Annotated in this window: 17 protein-coding genes; 11 read left to right on the top strand and 6 right to left on the bottom strand. The window is 71.7% G+C overall.

Features of this window, described 5'->3' with window-relative positions:
* Positions 1–1713: YlbE family protein (locus AC3WRT_RS19540; RefSeq protein WP_492724900.1), on the top strand; the 1713-nt coding region annotated here is incomplete at its 5' end.
* A gap of 137 nt (positions 1714–1850) precedes the next feature.
* Here the strand turns inward: AC3WRT_RS19540 and AC3WRT_RS19535 are convergent.
* From AC3WRT_RS19535 to AC3WRT_RS19525, 3 genes are all read right to left on the bottom strand, one after another.
* Entirely contained in the window at positions 1851–2516 is a 666-nt protein-coding gene (locus tag AC3WRT_RS19535) for a hypothetical protein (RefSeq protein ID WP_492724898.1), read from the bottom strand.
* A 78-nt stretch (positions 2517–2594) separates the two neighbouring features.
* Positions 2595–2900 carry a hypothetical protein gene (locus AC3WRT_RS19530; RefSeq protein WP_492724896.1) on the bottom strand — a complete coding sequence of 102 codons (306 nt, stop codon included), beginning with the start codon at positions 2898–2900 and terminating at the stop codon, positions 2595–2597.
* Positions 2901–2978: 78 nt separating this feature from the next.
* Complete coding sequence (locus tag AC3WRT_RS19525; protein WP_492724895.1) at positions 2979–3284, bottom strand: hypothetical protein; 306 nt, start codon at positions 3282–3284, stop codon at positions 2979–2981.
* On the opposite strand from AC3WRT_RS19525, the gene AC3WRT_RS19520 reads away from it, so the two are divergent.
* From AC3WRT_RS19520 to AC3WRT_RS19480, 9 genes are all read left to right on the top strand, one after another.
* Positions 3262–6936 carry a carboxypeptidase regulatory-like domain-containing protein gene (locus tag AC3WRT_RS19520; protein WP_492724893.1) on the top strand — a complete coding sequence of 1225 codons (3675 nt, stop codon included), beginning with the start codon at positions 3262–3264 and terminating at the stop codon, positions 6934–6936. The genes AC3WRT_RS19525 and AC3WRT_RS19520 overlap by 23 nt on opposite strands.
* 127 nt (positions 6937–7063) lie before the next feature.
* Positions 7064–8857 carry an O-antigen ligase family protein gene (locus tag AC3WRT_RS19515; protein ID WP_492724891.1) on the top strand — a complete coding sequence of 598 codons (1794 nt, stop codon included), beginning with the start codon at positions 7064–7066 and terminating at the stop codon, positions 8855–8857.
* Positions 8858–9307: 450 nt separating this feature from the next.
* Positions 9308–10726: a N,N-dimethylformamidase beta subunit family domain-containing protein gene (locus AC3WRT_RS19510; protein WP_492724889.1), complete on the top strand. Its 1419-nt coding sequence runs from the start codon at positions 9308–9310 to the stop codon at positions 10724–10726.
* Positions 10727–10804: 78 nt separating this feature from the next.
* Positions 10805–12700 carry an ABC transporter transmembrane domain-containing protein gene (locus AC3WRT_RS19505; protein ID WP_492724887.1) on the top strand — a complete coding sequence of 632 codons (1896 nt, stop codon included), beginning with the start codon at positions 10805–10807 and terminating at the stop codon, positions 12698–12700.
* Positions 12697–14718 (top strand): ABC transporter ATP-binding protein, encoded by a 2022-nt coding sequence (locus AC3WRT_RS19500; RefSeq protein WP_492724886.1) that lies wholly within the window; start codon positions 12697–12699, stop codon positions 14716–14718. The genes AC3WRT_RS19505 and AC3WRT_RS19500 overlap by 4 nt, the downstream gene beginning before the upstream one ends.
* Positions 14719–14820: 102 nt before the next feature.
* Positions 14821–16080 (top strand): NAD(P)/FAD-dependent oxidoreductase, encoded by a 1260-nt coding sequence (locus AC3WRT_RS19495; RefSeq protein ID WP_492724885.1) that lies wholly within the window; start codon positions 14821–14823, stop codon positions 16078–16080.
* Between the two features lie 115 nt (positions 16081–16195).
* A complete protein-coding gene (locus AC3WRT_RS19490) occupies positions 16196–17407 on the top strand; it encodes a glycosyltransferase family 4 protein (RefSeq protein ID WP_492724883.1) in 1212 nt (403 codons plus the stop codon).
* Between the two features lie 43 nt (positions 17408–17450).
* The gene (locus tag AC3WRT_RS19485) at positions 17451–18305 is read left to right on the top strand and encodes a bifunctional methylenetetrahydrofolate dehydrogenase/methenyltetrahydrofolate cyclohydrolase (RefSeq protein ID WP_492724882.1); all 855 of its coding nucleotides are present in this window, start codon (positions 17451–17453) and stop codon (positions 18303–18305) included.
* Positions 18306–18314: 9 nt separating this feature from the next.
* Positions 18315–18635, top strand: a complete 321-nt coding sequence (locus AC3WRT_RS19480) for a DUF3017 domain-containing protein (protein ID WP_492724880.1) — start codon at positions 18315–18317, stop codon at positions 18633–18635.
* A gap of 73 nt (positions 18636–18708) precedes the next feature.
* On the opposite strand, the gene AC3WRT_RS19475 is transcribed toward AC3WRT_RS19480, so the two are convergent.
* The 3 genes from AC3WRT_RS19475 to AC3WRT_RS19465 all read right to left on the bottom strand — a co-directional run bounded on the left by AC3WRT_RS19475 (position 18709) and on the right by AC3WRT_RS19465 (position 21379).
* Complete coding sequence (locus tag AC3WRT_RS19475) at positions 18709–19698, bottom strand: malate dehydrogenase (RefSeq protein ID WP_492724878.1); 990 nt, start codon at positions 19696–19698, stop codon at positions 18709–18711.
* Positions 19699–19889: 191 nt separating this feature from the next.
* Positions 19890–20732, bottom strand: coding sequence for a hypothetical protein (locus AC3WRT_RS19470; RefSeq protein ID WP_492724876.1), 843 nt, complete (start codon positions 20730–20732; stop codon positions 19890–19892).
* Positions 20729–21379, bottom strand: a complete 651-nt coding sequence (locus tag AC3WRT_RS19465) for a SatD family protein (RefSeq protein ID WP_492724874.1) — start codon at positions 21377–21379, stop codon at positions 20729–20731. Before AC3WRT_RS19465 ends, AC3WRT_RS19470 begins: the two co-directional genes overlap by 4 nt.
* A gap of 266 nt (positions 21380–21645) precedes the next feature.
* Between AC3WRT_RS19465 and AC3WRT_RS19460 the strand changes: the two genes are divergently transcribed.
* Positions 21646–22030 (top strand): DUF1800 family protein (locus AC3WRT_RS19460; RefSeq protein ID WP_492724872.1); only part of this gene is annotated, 385 nt, incomplete at its 3' end.

Genomic DNA, 22030 nt, shown 5'->3' with positions numbered 1-22030 from the left:
CACCCCGACCCCGCCCCCGAGCTGGCCGAGGCGATCCGGAGCGCTCGTGCGACCGCTCGCGGCGACGGCCGGCACCTCGACGTCGTCGTCTCCCTGACCGGCACGGAGGCGGACCCCCAGAGCCTGCAGCTCAGCGCCGGTCGACTCGTGCAGGCCGGCGCCCTCGTCCGGCTCTCCAACGCCGAGGCGACCCGCGAGGCCCTGCGCCTGCTCGGCCACGACGTGACGGCGCCGACGAGCGCGACGGGCGACACGGCATACGACCGCGGTGACGGCACGGCTCCCGACACCGGGACCGAGCCGCTGCACGGTCTGCTGTCCGCCGACGTCACGGTGGCGTCCGCCGGCGTCTCCCTCTTCGCGGATGCGCTTCGCGCCCAAGCCGTTCCGGTCACCGAGGCGTCGTGGCAGCCGCCGATGCCCGGAACCACGACCGACCTGGGCCGCGTGCTGGCCGACCCCCGTCGCGAGGCCGCGAACGCCGAGGCGCTGCGCCGCATGACCGCGGCCGGCGCCGACCTCGTCGACGTGCGTCCCGCCCACGAGGTGCTGGGACTGGAGCGCGGCACCTTCCTGCACGCCGGGCCGCCCATCGAGTTCGCCCGTGCCTCGGGGCCGCTCAAGGGAGCGCTCATCGGCGCCATGCTCTTCGAGGGCCTCGCCGACACGGCCGAGGAGGCCGAGGCCAAGCTCGAGAAGGGCGATGGCATCACCCTCGAGCCGTGCCACCACCGCGACGCCGTCGGTCCGATGGCCGGCGTCATCAGCCCCTCGATGTGGGTCTACGAGCTGCGCGACGAGGTGCACGACAACACGTCCTGGTGCTCGCTCAACGAGGGCCTCGGCAAGGTTCTGCGCTACGGCGCCTACGGGCCGGAGGTCATCGACCGGCTGCGGTGGATGAACACCGTGCTCGGCCCGATCCTCCAACAGGCCGTGCGCAACCGCGTCGACCAGCAGGGCCCGATCGACATCAAGGCCGTCATCGCCCAGATGCTCCAGATGGGCGACGAGGGCCACAACCGTAACCGTGCCGGCTCGCTCATGCTGCTGCGCGAGCTGCTGCCGACGATGATCACCGCCGACGCGTCGTCGACCGACATCGCCGAGGCCGTCCGCTTCTCGGGTGCGAACGAGCACTTCTTCCTCAACCTCGGTATGCCGGCCTGCAAGCTGAGCACACTCGCGGCCCATGGCATCCCGGGCTCGTCGGTCGTCACGACGATGGCGCGCAACGGCACCGACTTCGGCATCCGGGTGTCCGGCACGGGTGACCGGTGGTTCACCGGCCCGGCCAACACGCCGGAGGGGCTCTTCCTCGGCTCCTACGGCGCCGACGACGCGAACCCCGACATCGGTGACTCCGCCATCACCGAGACGGCGGGCATCGGGGGTTTCGCCATGGCGGCGGCCCCGGCCATCGTGAAGTTCGTCGGCGGAGACGTGCCGTTCGCGCTGCGGGCGACGCAGACGATGTACGAGATCACGGTGGGGGAGCACACGGCCTACCAGGTGCCGATCCTCGAGTTCCGCGGCACGCCGACCGGCATCGACGTCGCCGCCGTCGCACGCACCGGCATCCTGCCCCAGATCAACACCGGCATGGCCGGTCGGGTTGCGGGCACCGGCCAGGTGGGCGCCGGCCTGGTGACTCCGCCCGAGCAGTGCTTCACCCAGGCACTGTCCGCTCTCGCGGCTGCTGCGGAGGCCTGACCCAGGCCGCAGCCCTCGCCGGTGTGGCTTGACGGGGGGTTCGCACGGCTGGCCAATATTCGCAAAAGGGCTTTCGACGCCGTGGCCCTCTGTCAGGGTGACGCTGTCCAGCACGCCCACAGGGGGCGAATCACGCGCTAAGGGGCTGCATCGCCGATGGCCGTTCGGTACAGACTTCCGTTGTACGCCTTTCTGTCGCTGGTCCTCGCCCTTCTCAGCGTGACGACGCCGGGCACGGCGTTCGGGCAACCGACCTTGGTCAACCCCGTGCCGACAGAGCCGGCCCCGACGGCGAGCGCCACGACCCCGAGCGCCACGACCCCGAGCGCCACGACCCCGAGCGCCACGACCCCCACACCGACCGCTTCTGGACCGGTGTCAGCTGCCCCGTCCCCGTCCCCGTCTACCTCCCCGTCCACCTCCACGTCCTCGCCGGCGCAGGGCCAGCTGGCCGGCACGACATCGTCAACGGACGGTTCACTCCAGGCGGTCAGCACCACGACAGCGGCGGCCGTCACGGCGGCGGGTGCGTTCACCTCGTTGACTCCGAGTCGGGTGCTGGACACGAGGTCGTCGTTGGGGGCGGTCGGGCCGGTGGCGGCTCGTGGTGTGGTTCGTCTTGGGGTGTTGGGCAAGGGTGGTGTGCCGGCGTCGGGTGTGTCGGCGGTGGTGGTGAACGTGACGGTGACGGCGCCGAAGGCGTCGGGCGCGATCACGGTCTTCCCGGACGGGGTGTCGATGCCGACCGCGTCGAACTTGAACTTCGTGGCGGGGCAGACGGTGCCGAACCTGATGATCGCCAAGGTCGGATCCAATGGTCGGATCGCGCTGTCGAACAACAGCGGTGGGACGGTGCAGCTGGTCGCGGATGTGGCGGGCTACTACCTGTCGGGCACGGCAACGGCGGCGGGTGCGTTCACCTCGTTGACTCCGAGTCGGGTGCTGGACACGAGGTCGTCGTTGGGGGCGGTCGGGCCGGTGGCGGCTCGTGGTGTGGTTCGTCTTGGGGTGTTGGGCAAGGGTGGTGTGCCGGCGTCGGGTGTGTCGGCGGTGGTGGTGAACGTGACGGTGACGGCGCCGAAGGCGTCGGGCGCGATCACGGTCTTCCCGGACGGGGTGTCGATGCCGACCGCGTCGAACTTGAACTTCGTGGCGGGGCAGACGGTGCCGAACCTGGTGATCGCCAAGGTGGGGTCCAATGGTCGGATCGCGCTGTCGAACAACAGTGGTGGGACGGTGCAGCTGGTCGCGGATGTGGCGGGCTACTACCTGTCGGGCACGGCAACGGCGGCGGGTGCGTTCACCTCGTTGACTCCGAGTCGGGTGCTGGACACGAGGTCGTCGTTGGGGGCGGTCGGGCCGGTGGCGGCTCGTGGTGTGGTTCGTATTGGGGTGTTGGGCAAGGGTGGTGTGCCGGCGTCGGGTGTGTCGGCGGTGGTGGTGAACGTGACGGTGACGGCGCCGAAGGCGTCGGGCGCGATCACGGTCTTCCCGGACGGGGTGTCGATGCCGACCGCGTCGAACTTGAACTTCGTGGCGGGGCAGACGGTGCCGAACCTGGTGATCGCCAAGGTGGGATCCAATGGTCGGATCGCGCTGTCGAACAACAGTGGTGGGACGGTGCAGCTGGTCGCGGATGTGGCGGGCTACTACCTGGCAGGGGCCGCTGCGACTCCTCCGGGTCCGGTCACGGGCGTCACTGCTACGTCGACAGGCACGTCGATCGCGCTCGCCTGGAGCAACCCGGCTGCCGCCTCGCTCACCGGCGTCATGATCCGGCGCGCCCTCGGTGCCGTCGCCCCATCGTCCGCGACGGCCGGAACCCTGGTGGCCGACGTCCTCAAGCCCGGGGCTGCGTTCAGGGACAGCGGTCGGACGCCCAACACGCAGTACTCCTACTCACTGTTCGCTCACGACGCGACACCTACGTATGCGGCTGCAGCCTCCATCACCAAGTCCACGGTTGCGGCCTCGGGCGGCACGGTGTCGGGCACCGTGACGGATGCGGGCGGCACCCACCACGGCCTCGCCATGGTCACCGTGCAGGTCAGCTCCCCGTCGACCGGGGCGAAGGCGAACGGCACGACCGATGCCGACGGCCTCTACTCGATCGATGGCCTTCCGACTGCGCAGGACTACCGCGTCTGCTTCACCGGCGCCTCCGCCACGGGTGGCAGCTCCGACGCCTTCGGCTACCTCTACCGCTGCTACAAGGACGAGGTCACGGCCGGCACGTTGTCGGTCACCACCGGTGCCACAACCGGTCGCATCGACGCCGCGCTCAGCGGTGGCGGCGCCGTGTCCGGCTTCGTCACCGATGCCACCGGCACCCATGGCGCTCTGGCCAACGTCAGAGTGTCGGTGAGCTCCTACGCCCTCGCCGACATTCCGGCCATCACGGCGGCAACGGCTGCGGACGGCAGCTACCGGCTCCCTTCCCTACCAGGAGGCGTGAAGTATGCCGTCTGTTTCAACGGGCTCGGGGCCACCGGCGGGTCGGCCGCACCATACGGATTCGGCACCCAGTGCTACGACCACAAGCCGGACGAGAGCCGAGCCACCCGCGTCGCGGTGACCACGGGCACCACCGTGTCGGCCGTCAACGGGCAGCTGACGCCCGCCGGAGGGATCTCGGGAACCGTGACGGACGCGGCCGGCACGCACCACGGGCTCGGCGGCGTGACTGTGACGGCGAGCTCGTGGTCCTCCGGAGGCAGGGCCAGCACGGTCACTGCGGCTGACGGCACCTACGCCTTGTCAGGACTCAACGCCGCACCTGACTACCAGGTGTGTTTCGCCGCCGCCGGTGCGCGCGGCGGGTCCGCGGACTCCCTCGGCTACGTCGACGAGTGCTTCGACAACCAGCTCACCTCGGGGACGCCAGTGCCGGTCACCGTGCCGCCTGGTGCGATCCGCGGTGCGACGGACTCGGCCCTCACGCCGGCAGGCTCGGTCTCGGGTCGCGTCACGGACGCCATGGGCACGCACAACGGGCTCGCCAAGGTGGCTGTCGAGGTCTACTCACCGTCGCGTGGCTACGTGGGGAGGGCGACGACCGGAGCAGATGGCACGTATGCCGTCTCAGGTGTCCTCCCGGGCTCCGACTACCAGGTGTGCTTCTCGGCCACCGGGGCCACCGGCGGCTCGGCTGACGCCTTCGGCTACGTCCCTGAGTGCTTCGACAACCGCTCGGCCACGGAACAGCCGACCGCCGTCACCGTGCTCCTCGGCGCTGCGACGACCACGGTCAACGTGGCCCTGACTCCGGCGGGAGCCATCACCGGCACGGTCACGGAGGCTTCGGGCACCCAGCACGGGCTTGCAGGAGTATCCGTGGCCGTCGACTCGCCCATGGGCGGTTCGATGAATGCCGAGACGGCAGCCGACGGAACCTACCGCGTCGTCGGGCTCGCCCCGGGCTCCGAATACCGGGTCTGCTTCTCCGCCTCCGGAGCCGCGGGCGGCTCCTCGGACTCCCGCGGCTACCTGGGCCAGTGCTTCGACAACCAGGCCCCGGACGCGCCGCCCACGCTTGTCACGGTGACCGCCGGCGCGGCGCGTTCAGCCGTCAACGCCGCACTCTCGCCGGCGGGTGCGGTGTCGGGTCGCGTGACCGACACGGCGACCACGCCGCAGGGCCTGGCTCACGTGTCCGTCACGGTGTCATCTGAGACGGCGTCCATCTCAGCCGGTGCCGTCACGGCCGCCGACGGCAGCTACACGGTCGCAGGGCTGCCGGCGGCCACCGACTACCGGGTGTGCTTCTCGGCCAGCGGTGTGTCCGGGGGAGCCAGCGGCGCGCTCGGCTACCTCGACGAGTGCTTCGACAACCAGCCCGGATCTGGCACGCCGACGCCCGTGACGGTGGCGTTGGGGACCACGCGGTCGGGGATCAGCGCCGCCCTTGCGGCAGCGGGGTCCATCTCGGGAACCATCACGGACGGTGGCGGGACGCACCATGGACTCGGGTTGGTGTACGTCACGGTGTCGTCACCGACGTGGGGTTATGCCGACGCAGCACGCACCGCCTCCGACGGGACGTACGTGGTGAGGGGATTGCAGCCTGGCGCCGACTACCAGGTCTGCTTCTCCGCCTACGACGCCACCGGCGGATCGTCAGACCGACTCGGATACCTCGACGAGTGTTACGACGACCAACCCGAGACCGGCACGCCGACGCTGGTCGCGGTGACCGCTGGCGCCTCACGGTCCAGCACCAACGCTTCGCTGACTCCGGCGGGCGCCGTCTCAGGCACGGTCACCGACGCAGCCGGGACCCACCATGGACTGGCCGGCGTCTCGGTGACGGTGACGACCCCGGAGTCGGACGGCAGCGGATACGCGTCGACGGATCTCCAGGGCAACTACGTCGTCACCGGTCTTCCGGAGGGATCCAGCTACCAGGTCTGCTTCTCGGCGTCGCACGCCACGGGCGGATCCTCGGACGCACGGGGCTATCTGGACGAGTGCTACGACAACCAGCCCACAAGTGAAACAGCCACTGTTGTCACCGTGTCAGCCGGCGCAACCCGGGCCGCGACGAATGCCGCCCTGACGCCGTCTGGAGCGATCTCGGGATCCGTCACGGATGCGGCCGGGGCACACGCAGGTCTGGCGGACGTCTTCGTCTTCGTGTCGTCGCCCTCCACCGGCACGTATCTGGGCGCCTCGACGGGAATGGACGGAAGCTACACCGTCAATGGCCTTGCGGCGGGGACGGACTACACCGTGTGCTTCTATGCCTCCTCTGCGTTCGGCGGTTCGTCTGACCTGCGCGGCTACCTCAACGAGTGCTACGACAACCAGCCCAGCACCGGCTCCCCGACACCGATCGCGGTGACCTTGGGGGCGACCACGACCGGAAGGAGTGGCGCGCTGTCGCCCGCCGGAGCGATCTCAGGAGTGGTGACCGATGCGGCAGGCGCCCATGCCGGTCTGGCGGATGTCCATGTCACCGTCACGTCCGCCTCCACGGGGGCCAACGAGCCGGCGTGGACGGCCGCCGACGGCACCTTCACCATCAACCACCTGACGCCGGCGTCTGACTACGTCGTGTGCTTCGGGGGTGGTAGCGCCTCAGGAGGATCGGCGGACGCATCCGGCTACCTGGACGAGTGCTTCGACAACCAGCCGGACGCTGCTTCCGCGGCGATGCTGACGGTGACCTCGGGCTCGACACGGACGGCGGTCAACGCGGCCTTGACGCCTGCCCCCGCCCCGTGACGGTCGTCCGCAGGACAACCACTCGGTGAGCCGAGAGCAGAGTCGCCGTAGCTCGCCCGCTCGCCCCTATCGCACGGTCGTCCACGCTGGGCTGAGTGGGTCGCGAAGCAGGACCAGCCGCTGGCACGTGGCGGCCATCTGGCTCGTCGGCCTCGCGCCGGCAGTGGTCCTGCCGGGCGGCCTGAACCGCTTCGTCTTCATCAAGCTGTTCGCGGTGGCGATGGCGTGGGCGTGCGCTCTGCTCGCGCCGCGCCAGGCACGACTGCAGCGTGCCGCGGTAGTGCTGTTGACGGCGGCGGCGGCCGCGCTGACCTTGGCCGCCCTGCTCGGCTCGGCGCCCCTGCCCCAGCTGCTCGGCCGCGCCCCCCGCTACGAGGGACTCGTGTCGATCTCGGTCTACGTCGGTGCGCTTCTCATCGGTGCCTGGCTGCTCGGTCCCGGTGGGAACGTCGTGCTCCGGGTCCACCTGCTGCGCGCCACGGCGTTGTCAGCAAGCCTGCTCCTCGCCGTTGCCGTGGCCCAGACACTCGGGCAGAACCCACTCGCCACCTCCGTCAGCCGACCCGGATCGCTGCTGGGCAACGCCACCGAGCAGGGCGCGTACGGCGCCGGCGCCGCCGGACTCGCCATGGTCTTCGCGGTGTCCACCGCGAGGACGAAGACGGCCATGGTGGCGCTGGGTTCCGGCCTCGGCCTCGTGGCGTTGTCCGCATCGCGAGGGGCGGTGATCGGGCTCGTCGTCGCGACGCTCGTCGCACTCGCGCTCGGCCCGCGGCAGAACCGCCGGACGACTGCCGCGCTTCTCGGTGCTGCAGTCGTTGCCACTCTGCTCGTGCCGTTGTCCCGGGATCGGCTCCTCCTGAGGAGTCCGCTCTCGCACCAGACGGTCACCGGACGAGCACAGGAGTGGGCGGAGTCCATCAACCTGCTCGCGCAGCATCCGATCCTGGGCGTCGGGCCATCCGGATTCGTGGACGCATCACCGTCCGTGCAGAGCGCGGACTACATCCGACTGGCCGGCACTGCGCGACTGGACAGCCCGCACTCCCTGTTGCTGCAGCTGGGCTTCAGCGGCGGGATGGTGCTGCTCGTCGTCGCCGGAGCTGCCCTGTGGCTCTTGGTGCGCAACGGCATGGCGCTGCGGGCCGCGTCGCCGCAGTCAGCCGTGTCACCTGCACCAATGACGTCGTCGGTCTGGGCGGTGGGAGTTCTGGCTGCAGTGGCGGGGTGGTCCACGGTCATGCTGACGCACTTCAGCGCTCCCGGATCTGCGCCCTTCTTCTGCCTGCTGGCTGGAAGCCTCTTCTCTCGCGCGCGGACGGCTCCCGCCCGTCGCCTGGCGTCCCGAACGGGTGCGGTGGCCGTTGGCGCCTTCGCCGTCCTGTTGGCGGGTGCGGCAGTAGCCGAGATCCCGCTGCGCTCGGGCCTGGCAGCGCTGAGTGCCGGGGACGGCCGCAGCGCCGTCGACTCCTTCGGCCTGGCACACGCGCTCAGGCCCTGGGACGCCGACCTCGACGCGCAGATGGCTCATGCACTCGTGGCCCAACCAGTGCCTGCGGGCCTGAGCGACGCCGTGGAGGGGTATCTCGCCCGGGCCAGCGAGGACCTGCCCGCCGATCACCTGGTGATGGCGGACCTGGCTCTGCGCAGGGCACAACAGGGCAGGTGGCCCGAGGCCCGAGCCCTCCTGGACCGCGCCCACGAGCTCGCGCCCAACGATCCCGTGGTGCTCCTTCTCCGCGGCCAGGTCCGCGGGCGCACGCAGGACCTGAGCGGAGCGATCGCCGATGTCAAGGCGAGCGCGTCCTTGTCGCCAGGCAACCGCCTTTCCCTCGAGGTGCTGGCGAGCCTGTATGCGCAGGCCGGCCAGCCCGATCTCGCGTCGGAGACCCTGGCGCGAGCCCAGTCGCTCGGGCTCTGAGGCGGACCCCAACCGGGATCACGGACCGGGCCTCTGATCAGGCTTGACACCGGGCAGGACGCCGGGACGCTCCAGACAGGCTCGCCGCGGGCTTCCTGCTGTGCACGGTGCGGGTGAACGGTTCCCTCTTCTGGCCGGGCTGCTCGTCGCGCCCGTCTGGATGGTGCCGCAGACGCTGGGGCCCTGGCTGGCGGGCCATCCCCCAGCGGATCGCCAGTTGTCCTGCGGCCTCCGCTCAAGGGCTGCGGCTACCGTCGCGCTGTGACGCAGACGAGTGAGCTGGGCCCGCCGTCCAGGCGTGCGCTGCTGGCGAGCGCAGGCGCGCTGCTGCTCGGCGCGTGCACCGTTGGCGCGACGCGGTCCCCCTCGACGGGAACCACGCGATCGGGCCCGGGGTCAAGCCCGTCCGCCCCGGGCGCCTCGCCCCAGGCAGGCAGATTCTCGGGCGGAGTGGGCTGGGTCAAGGCCGAGAACGCGCGCCAGGGCAGCAGGCAGTGGCGCATCGCCAAGGCGCAGCTGGCATCCGAGACGGAGCTGGCCGGGTACACCGACCGCGTCAGTGTCCTGCCCGGCGAGTCGTTCGGCCTGCACCTCAGCTCTACGCTGGGTCCGGTGACGGTCCAGGCCTACCGGCTCGGCCACTACGGCGGCGACGGTGCGCGCGAGGTGTGGACGTCACCGGCCGTCGCGGCGACTCGGCAGCCGGCTCCGCACATCGACAGCGGGCACACGGTCAGCTGCAGCTGGCCCGAGTCCCTCCGCGTCGACACACCGGGGTGGCCCGAGGGCAGCTACCTGCTCAAGCTGGTGGCCGGCGGCCGGGCGCGCTACGTCCCGGTGGTCGTGCGTTCCCGCACGACAGCAGGCCGACTCGTGCTCGTCTCTGCGGTCAACTGCCACCAGGCCTACAACCAGTGGGGCGGCTACTCCCTCTACAAGGGCCCGGACCGCAGCTTCGCGACCCGCGCCTCCGCCGTGAGCTTCGACCGCCCCTACAACCGCAACGGCGCACCACTGGTGCTCGCCTACGAGCAGGGCCCGATCGCCCTTGCCGAGAGCCTCGACCTCGACCTCGCCTACGTCACGTCGTTGGAGCTGCACCGAGAGCCCGGGCTGCTGGTCGGGGCGCGGGGAGTGGTGTCGCCCGGCCACGACGAGTACTGGACGGTGCCGATGCGCCGTCACGTGGAGACGGCGCGAGACGCCGGGACGAACGTCGCCTTCCTCGGCGCCAACGCCGTCTACTGGCGCGTCCGCATCTCGACGGACGGCCGGCTCGTGACGTGCTACAAGTCCGCGGCGCTGGATCCGCAGCACGCCGCCGCCGACACGACGGCGCAGTGGCGCCAAAAGCCGCACCCGGACCCCGAGAACTCCCTCACGGGCATGCTCTACGAGGCCTTCCCCGCGGACGCCGACCTCGTCATCCACGACCCGGGCTTCTTCCTCTTCGCCGGCACGGGTGCCGGGCGCGGGAGCAGGTATGCCGGCCTCGTCGGCACCGAGATCGACCGCGCCTACCCGGTGGCCGGCACCCCGAAGAACCTGCAGGTCGTCGCTCACTCGCCGGTGCCGCAGTTCCAGAAGCCCGACACGCACTCGGACATGACCTACTACTCGGTGCCCAGCGGCGCCGGCGTCTTCGCCGTGGGAACCCTGGCGTGGGCGGCCGGCCTGCGCGGCGCGCACACCCGTCCCCGCATCGACGCACCCGCGGCAGCCTTCGCGCAGGCCGTGACCACCAACCTCTACCGTGCGATGGCGCAGGGGCCGATGGGTCAGCCGCACCCGGCGCGCGGCAACCTCGCGAGCATCGAAGCGTCGACCAGCACACGGACCGGTACGGGCGGACCCGTGGCGTCCGCGTAGCGCTGCTCCTTCGCTCACCGCGAAGGAGAGGAAAAGCGTTGGGTGGGTGTCCGTCCGTCCGCCTAAGGTAGGCGGGCCATGCGAGACTTCCCGCCCCCGATCCGGGCCTTCACCGACCGCGGCGCCGAGACGCCCGACACCCGCTCGCCGCGGGCCTTCCTGCTGTGGATGGTGCGGCTGAACGGGTCGCTGTTCTGGGCCGGGCTGCTCGTCGCGCTCGTCTGGATGGTGCCGCAGATGCTGGGGCCCTGGCTGGTGGGGCGGGCCATCGACACCGGCATCGTCACGGGCGACGCGGCGGCCACGACCCGCTGGGTGCTGGCGCTCGCGCTCGTCACGGTCTTTGGCGCCTTCAGCGGCATCGCCTTCCACACCGTGATCGTGCGCGAGTGGCTCATCGCCCTCTACGGCACGACGAAGCTCGTCACCCGCAAGGCCCTGCAGCTCGGGCACGTCCTGACCCGGCGCGTACCGACCGGTGAGGTGCTGTCCGTCTCAGGCAGCGACGGTGACCAGTTCGGCGCGCTCATGGAGATCACGACGCGCGCCATCGCCCAGCTCGTTGCATACCTCGTCGTCGCCGCCATCGTCCTCAGCACCTCGGTGCGCATGGGCGTCCTCGTGCTCGTGTCGGCGCCGCTGCTCGTGCTGCTCGGCACCCCGCTGCTGCGCCCGATGCAGCGCTGGCAGGGCGTCGAGCGCTCCCGCAACTCCGAGCTGACCTCGATGGCGACCGACATTGTCGGCGGCCTGCGCATCCTGCGCGGCATCGGCGGCGAGGAGACCTTCGGCGGCAACTACGCGGCGCAGTCGCAGCGGGTGCGCCAGTCGGGTGTCGCCGGCGGCCGCTGGCTCGCTGGCGTCGAGTCGGTCGGGGTGCTGCTCTCAGGCGCGTTCGTCGTCGCGCTCATGTGGCTCGGCACGCGCGAGGTGGCGGAGGGCCGGCTGAGCGTCGGGCAGCTCGTCAGCTTCCTCGGCTACGGCCTCTTCCTCATCCAGCCGATGCGCACCTTCGTCGAGTTCGCCCAGAAGTGGACCCGGTCCGTCGTCTCGGCGCGCAAGGCCGTCGCCGTGCTGTCACAGCGCCCGCCGTGGGTGCACCCCGAGCACCCGGCCGCCCTCGACACCGCCGCCGAGATCGTCGACGAGGCCTCCGGCGCGACCATCCGCCCGGGCATCCTCACCATGGTCGTCTCGGCCGTGCCCGACGACTCCGCCGCGCTCGCCGACCGCCTCGGCCGCTACCTGCCGAGCGAGGAAAGCGCGCGGGTCAGCGACGAGATCCCCGAGGAGCTGAAGGGCCGGGCCGCGCGCCGCGAGCGTGCCGCCCGTGCCCGCGCCCGCGAGGAGCAGGCCCGCCGCGACGAGGAGCTCGCCCGCCAGACGTGGGGCGTCACCGTCGGCGGCGTGGACCTGTCCCGCGTGGAGCTGGACGAGGTGCGCCGTCGCATCCTCGTCAGCGACACCGCACCCCAGGTCTTCGCCGGGACGCTGCGCTCGGCCGTCGACCCGCTCGGGCGGCTGACCCGCGAGCAGGCCGAGCAGGCCCTCTACACCGCGGCGGCCGACGACGTCTTCGACGCCCTCCCCGGGGGCTGGCAGGGCGAGCTCGAGGAGCGCGGCCGCGGCCTGTCCGGTGGCCAGCGCCAGCGCCTCGTCCTCATGCGCGCCCTCGCCGCCGACCCGGACGTCCTCGTGCTCGTCGAGCCGACTTCCGCCGTCGACGCCCACACCGAGGCGCGCATCGCCAGCCGGCTGCGCGAGCACCGGGCCGGTCGCACCACGGTCGTCATGACCGCCTCACCCCTGCTGCTGCACCACGCCGACGAGATCATCCTGCTCGAGGGCGGCGTGGCCACCGCCCACGGACGGCACCCCGACCTGCTCGCCGACTCCGCGGCCTACCGCTCGGTCGTCGTCCGCGGAGAGGGCGACACCTCCGTGCTCACCCACCTCACCGAGGAGACCCGATGAGCCGCGCCGACGGCACCGTCGCCACCGACGAGACCGTCACCACCGGCGACGCCAGCGCCGCCGCGTGGACCTCGCCGCTGCCCGACGAGCTCGCGGCCGAGTCCGCCCGCACGTGGGACGCCGCCGTCCAGGCGCCCGCGGTCCCCGAGGAGCTGCGCCCGCCCGCCTCGGCGTCCGTCCCCCAGCGGCTTCGCGCCCTGCGCCGGCGGCACCTGCTGCGCGAGCGGCGCGCCCAGGAGTTCGTCGCCGACACGATGAACGCCCGCACCGGCCTGCCGATCGCCGACAACCGCCGCGTCGTGCACTTCATCGGGGGACTGCTGTCACAGCAGCGCCTGCTCGTCATCGCGGTGGTCCTCGCCAACGCGCTCGCTGCCACCGCCGGGCTTCTCGTGCCCCGGCTGCTCGGTCAGCTCGTCGACTCCACCGTGTCCGACGTGCAGGCGGGCCGCACCGATGCCGCCCTCGCCGGCGCCAATGCCGCGGCGCTGCTCGTCGCCGGCCTCGTCGTCGTCCAGAGCGCCTTCACCCTCGCCGCCAAGATCTCCTCGGCCGTGCTGGGCCAGGGCGTGCTCGCGACCGCCCGCGAGTACATCGTGCGCGCCATCCTCCGCCTCCCGCTCAGCCGCGTCGAGAGCGCGAGCTCCGGCGACCTGATCACCCGCGTCACCCGCGACGTCGGCACGATGAGCGAGAGCGTCCGCTGGGCGCTGCCCGAGTCGATCGTCGCGAGCATCACCGTCGTGCTCACGCTCGTCGCGATGGTGAGCAACTCGATCTGGCTCTCGCTGCCCTCGCTCGTGCTCATGGCCCTGGCGCTCCTCCAGGTGCGCCGCTACCTGAGGCGTGCCCCGAAGGGCTACCTCACCGAGGGCGGCACCTACTCGCGCATCAACACCACGCTCACCGAGACGGTCGAGGGCGCCCGCACCGTCGAGGCGCTCGGGCTCGCCGGTCACCGGCTGCGCCGCGGCGACGACGACATCGAGGTCTCCGGGCAGGCCGAGCGCTACACGATGACGCTGCGCAACCTGCTCTTCGCCGTCATGGACGTCGCCTTCAGCCTGCCCCGCGTGCTCGTGCTCCTCTTCGGGTCCATCGGGTATGCCGAGGGCTGGGCCACGCTCGGACAGATCACGACCGCGATCCTCTACACCGAGGCGCTGTGGGGCCCGTTCGACATGCTCGTCAGCACCATGGACCGCGTCCAGGTCGGCGTCGCCTCGACCACCCGCCTGCTCGGCATCGCCACCGTGCCGGCCGACCGCGAGGCCGGCGACGAGCGCCCCTCCGGGCCCGAGCTCGTCGGCTCCGACCTGCGCTACGCCTACCGCGCCGACCACGACGTGCTCCACGGCATCGAGCTCGAGCTCAGCCCCGGGGAGCGCCTCGCGATCGTGGGCCCGAGCGGGTCGGGCAAGTCGACCCTCGGCCGGCTGCTCTCGGGCATCCACGGGCCGCGCACCGGCTCGGTCACGGTCGGTGGCGTCGAGCTGACGTCCCTGCCGCTCGACCAGCTGCGCACCGAGGTCGCGCTCGTCACCCAGGAGCACCACGTCTTCATCGGCTCGGTGCGCGACAACGTCGTGCTGGCGCGCGAGGGCTCGACCGACGACGAGGTGCGCGACGCGCTGCGCGCCGTCGACGCCCTCGACTGGGTCGAGCGTCTGCCCGAGGGCCTCGACACCAAGCTCGGCTCGGGGCACCAGGCGCTGACGCCCGGCCGTGCCCAGCAGATCGCGCTGGCCCGCCTCATCCTCGCCGACCCGCACACGATCGTCCTCGACGAGGCGACCTCGCTCATCGACCCCCGCACCGCGCGGCACCTCGAGGGCTCGATGAACGCGCTGCTGACCGGCCGCACGGTCGTGGCCATCGCGCACCGGCTGCACACCGCGCACGACGCCGACCGCATCGCGGTCGTCATCGACGGCCGGGTCGCCGAGCTCGGCAGCCATGACCAGCTCGTCGAGCACGACGGGGAGTATGCCGCCCTCTGGCGCGCCTGGACCAGCTGACCGCCCGCGCCCCTGACCACCGGGCCACCCGGCCACACCGCCGCGACGGGTTGGCGGCAGCAAAACCTCGACGGGCGCCTGCTCGCGTGTGAAGGTGTGCACATGAGCACCGACACGGCTGCAGGGCAGCAGCGCACGGCATACGTCATCGTCGGCGGCGGGCTCGCCGCGGCCAAGGCGATCGAGGGGATCCGGGAGAGCGACACGAGCGGCTCGATCCTGCTCGTCGCGCAGGAGGACCGGCTGCCCTACGAGCGGCCGCCGCTGTCGAAGTCGGTGCTCAAGGGCGAGGACGAGCCGGAGACGGCCTTCACCCACGACAAGGACTGGTACGCCGAGCAGAAGGTCGAGCTGCGGCTCGGCACGGCGGCGACCTTCCTCGACACGGAGCAGCACCTGTTGACGCTTCAGGGCGGCGACGTCGTCGGCTACGAGCGGCTCCTCCTCGCGACCGGCTCGTCCCCGCGCGCGCTCGACGTCCCGGGCGCCGACCTCGACGGCGTGCTCTACCTGCGCGAGATGCAGGAGTCGCAGGCGCTCAAGGCGCACCTCCGCGAGGGGGCGCGCATCGTCATCGTCGGCGCCGGCTGGATCGGCCTCGAGGTGGCCGCCGCCGCGCGCGAGGCCGGCTGCACCGTCACCATCGTCGAGCCGCAGCCCGCGCCGCTGGTCGCCGTCATGGGCGAGACGGTCGGCGGCTGGTTCGCCCAGCTGCAGCGCAGCCACGGCGTCGACGTGCGCCTCGGCGAGGGGGTCGAGCGCATCGAGGGCGAGACCTCCGTGACCGGCGTCGTCACGAAGTCCGGCGACACCCTGCCGGCCGACGCGGTCGTCGTCGGGGTCGGCATCACGCCCAACACCGGTTTGGCGGAGGGCGCGGGCATCCGGACGGAGAACGGCGTCGTCACGGACTCCTCGCTGCGCACTGCTGTGGACGGCGTGTGGGCGGCCGGCGACGTGGCGAACTGGCGCAGCGTCACCCTCGGCACGAACGTCCGCGTCGAGCACTGGGCCAACGCCAACGATGGTGGGCTTGCGGCCGGCCGCTCGATGGCGGGCCAGGACGTCACCTACGACCCCATCCCGTTCTTCTTCTCCGACCAGTACGACATCGGCCTCGAGTACGCCGGCTACGTGCCGCGGGGGAGCGACGCCGAGGTGCTGCTGCGCGGTGAGCCGTCGGGCAACGAGTTCATGGCGTTCTGGGTCGTGCCCGAAGGTGAGGGCGTCCGCGTGCTGGCCGGCATGCACGTCAACGTCTGGGACACGATCGACGACGTCCAGCGGCTCGTGCGGGACGGCACCGTCATCGACCGCGACCGCCTCGCCGACCCGGAGGTCCCGCTCTCCGAGCTGACGTGACGGCAGCCTCCTACCCGCGCCGAGATGTCCGTTTTGGGTGCGCGGCGCGCGGCTGTCTCCTACGCTCGGGCCGTGGCCGTGCGCCACGCGTTCTCGGGACCCGCGCGGAGCAGGAGTGAGTTCGATCGACGCCACGAGGCAGCAGGACCCTGCGGCGAGGGTGACGGTGCCGGTCGTCAGCCCCGTCGCGCACCTCGCGTACGTCTTCTCGGAATACTCCAGCTGCACCGGCAACGCGATGTCGACGAAGATCAACGCCCAGGCCCGCGCGCACGAGGCACTCGGCGGCCGCAGCTACGTCGTCGTCAGCGACCGCCGCGAGCACGACTACGCCGAGGGCACCGTCGTGCCCTACGGGTCGACGCGCTCGAGCCGGCGTGAGTGGTTCACCGACCTCGAGCGCCGGGCCGATGCCGTATGCGGTGTGGTGCTCGGGCGTCGCCCGCTCGTCGCGCGGTTCCACCGGGAGGCGCTCGACGCGGTGCCGGCCGACGCGGAGGCGCTCGTCGTCTACAACTACGCCGGGGCCGTGACCGACCGGCTGGTCCGGCGGTTCGAGGGCAAGGTCGTGCTCCACCTGGGCAACGACGTGTTCCGCTCGTGGCGCCCTGCCGAGGTCCGCCGGGTGATCGAGCGGACGCACGTGACGGTGGCCGTCAGCGACTACCTGGCCGGCACGGTCGTCGACCGCCTCGGCTTCAGGCCGGGCAACCTGCACGTGCTGCGCAACGGGGTCGACTCCGTCGCCTTCCATCACGTCCCGCGCGAGCGGAGCGGCCCGGTGACGCTGCTGTCGGTCGGGAACGTCGTGCCGCACAAGGGAGTCCACCACCTCATCGCGGCGGCGCACGAGCTGTCCCGCCGCACCCGGGACTTCCGGCTCCATGTCGTCGGCTCGGCCGGCCTGCGCGCCGGCGAGGGCCTGTCGGCGTACGAGCGCGAGCTGCGCCGTGCCGCCACACCCCTCGGCGACCTGGTGCGCTTCACCCCGTTCGTCGACCGTCGCTCGCTGCCGGCGGTCTACGCGGAGGCGGACGTCTTCGCGATGCCCGTGCAGTGGCAGGAGCCGGCCGGACAGGTCGTCACGGAGGCGATGGCCGCGGGCCTGCCGGTCGTGTCGGCCCGCAGCGGCGGCATACCGGAGTACCTCGGGCCCGACGGCGTCTACGTCGACCCCCGTGACACGGCGGCCTTCGCCGACGCCCTCCACGCGCTCGTGACGAGCCCTGCCGAGCGAGCCGCCCGCGGGGCAGCGCTGCGGGCCCGTGCCGAGTCGCTGACGTGGGAGCGCACCGTCGCCGACCTGATGCGGCTGCTGGCCGGCTGAGCCGCAGCCGCGCCGGCCCGCCCGGGGTGGCAGGATGTCCACCGTGACGGCACAGATCCTCGACGGCAAGGCCACCCTCCAGGCGATCAAGGTCGAGCTGACCCAGCGGGTCGCGCGGCTGCGCGAGCACGGCGTCGTGCCGGGCCTCGGCACCGTCCTCGTCGGTGACGACCCGGGCAGCCACTGGTACGTCAACGCCAAGCACAAGGACTGCGCCGAGATCGGCATCACGAGCCTGCGCCGCGACCTGCCGGCCACCGCCACGCAGGCCGAGGTCGAGGCCGTCATCGACGAGCTCAACGCCGACCCGGAGTGCACCGGCTTCCTCGTGCAGCAGCCCACCGGCCTCGATGAGATGGCGCTCCTCTCGCGGGTCGACCCGAGCAAGGACGTCGACGGCCTGCACCCGATGAACCTCGGCTGGCTGGTGCTCGGCAAGCCGGCGCCGCTGCCGTGCACGCCGATGGGCTGCATCGAGCTGCTGCGCCGCCACGACGTGCAGATCGCCGGGGCCAAGGTGGTCGTCATCGGCCGCGGCCTCACCGTGGGCCGCCCGCTGGGGCTCATCCTGACGCGCAAGAGCGAGAACGCCACGGTGACGCTGTGCCACACCGGCACCAAGGACCTCGCAGCCGAGGTGCGCCAGGCCGACATCGTCATCGCGGCGGCCGGCGTGCCCGGCATCGTCACCCGCGACATGGTCAAGCCGGGCGCGGCCGTCCTCGACGTCGGCGTGAGCCGGGTCGACGGCAAGATCGCCGGCGACGTCGCCCCCGACGTGGCGGAGGTCGCCGGCTGGGTCAGCCCCAACCCCGGTGGCGTCGGCCCGATGACCCGGGCGCTGCTGCTCACCAACATCGTCGAGGCGGCCGAGTCCACCGTCGCGGCCGGCGCCTGAGCGGCCCCGATGCAGTGGCGAGGTAGCGGCTTCGTCGTCCTCAGCTGGTGGTACCTCGTCGCGGGGATCGCTGCGGTCGGCGTCCTCGTCATCGCCTTCCTCGACGTCCGCTGGGGCGGGCGCATCATGGCGGCGGCGTTCCTCATCGGCGCGGTGATCCGGCTCGTCGCACGGCCCGCCCGCAAAGCCGGCGGGCTCACCGCCCGGTCCCGCACCCTCGACGTCGTCATCCTGCTGAGCCTGGGCCTCGGGGTGCTGATCGCGTCCGCGACCGTCAACCTCCGGGCCGACGTCTCCGATCGGACGACGATCAGCCGCACCTCCCGCTGACGGGCAGCACACGGCATACGCAAAGGGCGCCGGCCACCTCGTGGTGGACGGCGCCCTTCGTGAGCGAGTGGGCTCAGATGAGGCCGAGGCCCTTGACGGCGTCGCGCTCTTCGGCCAGCTCGGCGACCGACTTGTCGATCTTGCCGCGGGAGAAGTCGTCGATGTCGAGGCCCTGGACGATGCTCCACGCGCCGTCCTCGACGGTGACGGGGAAGGAGGAGATGAGCCCCTCCTCGACGCCGTAGGAGCCGTCGGAGCGCACAGCCATGGAGACCCAGTCGCCCTCGGCCGTGCCCTGCACCCAGGTACGGGCGTGGTCGATGGTCGCGGAGGCGGCCGACGCGGCCGAGCTCGCGCCGCGGGCCTCGATGATCGCGGCGCCGCGCTTGGCGACGGTCGGGATGAAGGTGTTCTCGAGCCAGTCCTGGTCGCCGACGGCCTCGGCGGCGTTGCGGCCACCGACCTCGGCGTGGAAGAGGTCGGGGTACTGCGTCGCGGAGTGGTTGCCCCAGATCGTCATCTTCGTGATCTCGGTGACCGGGACGCCGAGCTTGGCGGCGAGCTGGCTGATCGCGCGGTTGTGGTCCAGGCGCGTCAGGGCCGAGAAGCGCTCGGCGGGGATGTCGGGGGCGTTGCTCATGGCGATGAGCGCGTTGGTGTTGGCCGGGTTGCCGGTGACGGTGATCTTGATGTCGTCGGCGGCGACCTCGTTGAGGGCCTTGCCCTGCGGGGCGAAGATGCCGCCGTTGGCCTCGAGCAGGTCGCCGCGCTCCATGCCGGGGCCGCGGGGGCGGGCGCCGACGAGCAGGGCGAGGTTGACGCCGTCGAAGACCTGCTTGGCGTCGTCGCCGATCTGGACGCCGGCCAGGGTCGGGAAGGCGCAGTCGTCGAGCTCCATGACGACACCCTCGAGCGCCTTGAGCGCGGGGGTGATCTCGAGCAGGCGCAGCTCCACCGGGGTGTCGGGCCCGAGCAGGGCACCGCTCGCGATGCGGAACAGGAGGCTGTAGCCGATCTGGCCGGCGGCGCCGGTGACGGCGACCTTGACGGGTGTAGTGCTCACAGGAGGGCCCTTCACATCGGTGGTGCTTGGACGTTCCGACGCTATCAGTGCGTGTGCGCTCGGCTGGACGGGTGCCTGTGCTGAGCGGGCGGCCCTTCCGCCCGCGTCCGCGAGGGCCGTGGCGACGATCACGTGAGGGAATATGCGGCCTGCTGGCAGGCGTGTGGGGGGACTTGTGGAGCGCCCGCGGATCAGGCGCTGAGGGCCAGGGAGCCGAGGGCGATGAGCCAGCTGACGAAGCTGCCCACGAGGAAGTACTCAGTGACGTCGTCGATGCCCGCCGGTCCGCCCGGGTAGGCGCCCGAGCCTGCAGGGTCCTGGCTGGCCGTGCGCGCGGCGGCCTGGATCTCGGGGAAGCGGAGTAACCCCTTGGCGGCGATGACGAGACCGGCGGCTGCGAACTCTCCGGCGAGGCCGAGGCCGAGGATCACGAGGCGCTCCATCGGGCCGAGGAGGCGGCCACCCTTGAGCCGGTCGGCAGGCTGGCCGCTGGTCGGTGGGGTCGGGCTGCCCGCCATGGCGGCCGCTGCGGCTGCGGCCGCGTTGGCGTTGGTGACGTCGGAGGGGCGCAGGGCGCCGATGGTGAGGAGCACGAGCCGCACGATGATGTTGGCGGTCGCGATGTTGAAGACGACGAGCCCGGTGAGAAGCAGGACCCGTGTCGCGGGCAGCGGACCGTGACCGGGGAGGTCGGCCCAGCGCAGCCAGGTGGAGAGGGCGCCGCCCGCGGGGGTCGCGGCGCCCGAGAAGGCGAGCAGCCCGACGACGAGGGCGGCGAAGACGGCGAGGGGAGCGAGCGCGCGCTCGCCGGTCATCTGGGTGTGGCGCGAGAGCTCCGCCCAGGTAGCACCGACCGCCGCGGCCAGGAGCAGGGCCACCCAGTCGGCCCACGTGTTCATCCCGGCGAGGAGGGCGACCACGATGATGGCGACGGGCGCGAGCACGTGGCCAGCCAGCCGGGCCCGACGCCATGACGTCGACCGGACGACGTCCCCGAGTCCGATGCCGATCAGCGCGATCGACAGCCACGTCACGGCAGTCCGCCCAGCGTCGTCATCGCCTCGAGGGCGATCCCGATGCCGTCGCGCCGCACGCGCTGCGACACCGCGGACGGGCTGATGCCGACCCGGTCGGCGACGTCGAGCTGGGCGCGGCCGTGCATGAGTCCTCCGAGGATCCGGCGTGAGGTGGTCGACATGGAGCCAACCATGAAGTCCAGACAGTCGAGGGCCGCGCGCACCGCCGCGACGGTGGCCGGCGGCTCGTCCGGAGCGACGTATGCCGTCCGCGACGTCCGCGTCTGCCCTCGCTGGGCGCGGTCCTCCGCGATGGTGATGGCCTCGCGAGCGGCCCAGTAGGCCGGTCCGTCGTGGATGCCGCGGACCGGGTCGAGCGTCGAGACTTCGCCCCGGCCGAGCCCGAAGCGGATGTCGGCTCGGGGGAAGAGCTCGGCCCGGACGACGAAGCTCGCCCGCAGCGCGGCGCCCAGGGTCGGGTAGACGCCTTGGAACTCGTCACCGACCGTGATCACGGCCGGGTCGTGGATCGGCACCTCGGCGTTGGCTCGAGCGACGGCAGCTTGGAACGCGTCATGCAGCGCTTGGCGGTCGGAGGTGCGGCGTGACTCGACGATGTCTCCGACAAGGGCCACGGGTGAAGACTCTGTCTTCATCTCATCCATGTGAAGAGTATAGGTTCACAATGATCGATTTGAGCCCCAACCTTCATATCGAACGACCGCAAACCGCGGCCGCGACTTGCCCACCTTCGCCACATATGGGTAGCATCCCGCGGTTTTCCGTCGAAATCAGGACCTTGAGCACCTATCGGATTTCAACGAGAAAAGCAAGCCTTCTGAGTACCGTTTCTGAAATGAGCGCACAAAATGTTTCCTTTATGGGCCGGCGAGGCGTGCTCTCCGGCCTCGGGGGAGGGGCCGCCCTAGCGATGGCCACGGCGACGACCGTGGCGGCAGCCACGACGGCAACGGCCGCCCCGAGCGTCATGGTCGCGGCCACGACCACCGACCCGGTGCTGCACCTGCTGCGGCGGGCCACCTTCGGGCCGACGCCGGCGCTGGTCTCGGAGGTGCGTGCGATGGGTAGGACGGCTTGGCTCGACGCGCAGCTGGCTCCGTTGACGAAGGTTCCGGACACGGCGATGGACGCCGTCTTGACTCGTTGGCCGAGCCTCGGGTGGAAGACGTGGGAGGCGCGCGAGCGATTCGCTCCCGTCAGCACGTCCAGGATCATGTATGACCTCTTGGAGTCGCATGTTGCTCGGGCGCTCTTCTCACGGCGCCAGCTCTTGGAGACGGTTGTCGACTTCTGGA

It is taken from the genome of Terrabacter sp. FW104-15G4B (genome assembly GCF_058790095.1).
This window is presented reverse-complemented; position numbering and strand designations above follow the sequence as displayed.

What these genes read in the sequence shown, in the direction of transcription:
- AC3WRT_RS19505 (WP_492724887.1), top strand. Translation starts at nt 10,805, where the DNA reads ATGCGAGACTTCCCGCCCCCGATCCGGGCCTTCACCGACCGCGGCGCC.
- AC3WRT_RS19500 (WP_492724886.1), top strand. Translation starts at nt 12,697, where the DNA reads ATGAGCCGCGCCGACGGCACCGTCGCCACCGACGAGACCGTCACCACC.
- AC3WRT_RS19495 (WP_492724885.1), top strand. Translation starts at nt 14,821, where the DNA reads ATGAGCACCGACACGGCTGCAGGGCAGCAGCGCACGGCATACGTCATC.
- AC3WRT_RS19480 (WP_492724880.1), top strand. Translation starts at nt 18,315, where the DNA reads ATGCAGTGGCGAGGTAGCGGCTTCGTCGTCCTCAGCTGGTGGTACCTC.
- AC3WRT_RS19465 (WP_492724874.1), bottom strand. Translation starts at nt 21,379, where the DNA reads ATGGATGAGATGAAGACAGAGTCTTCACCCGTGGCCCTTGTCGGAGAC.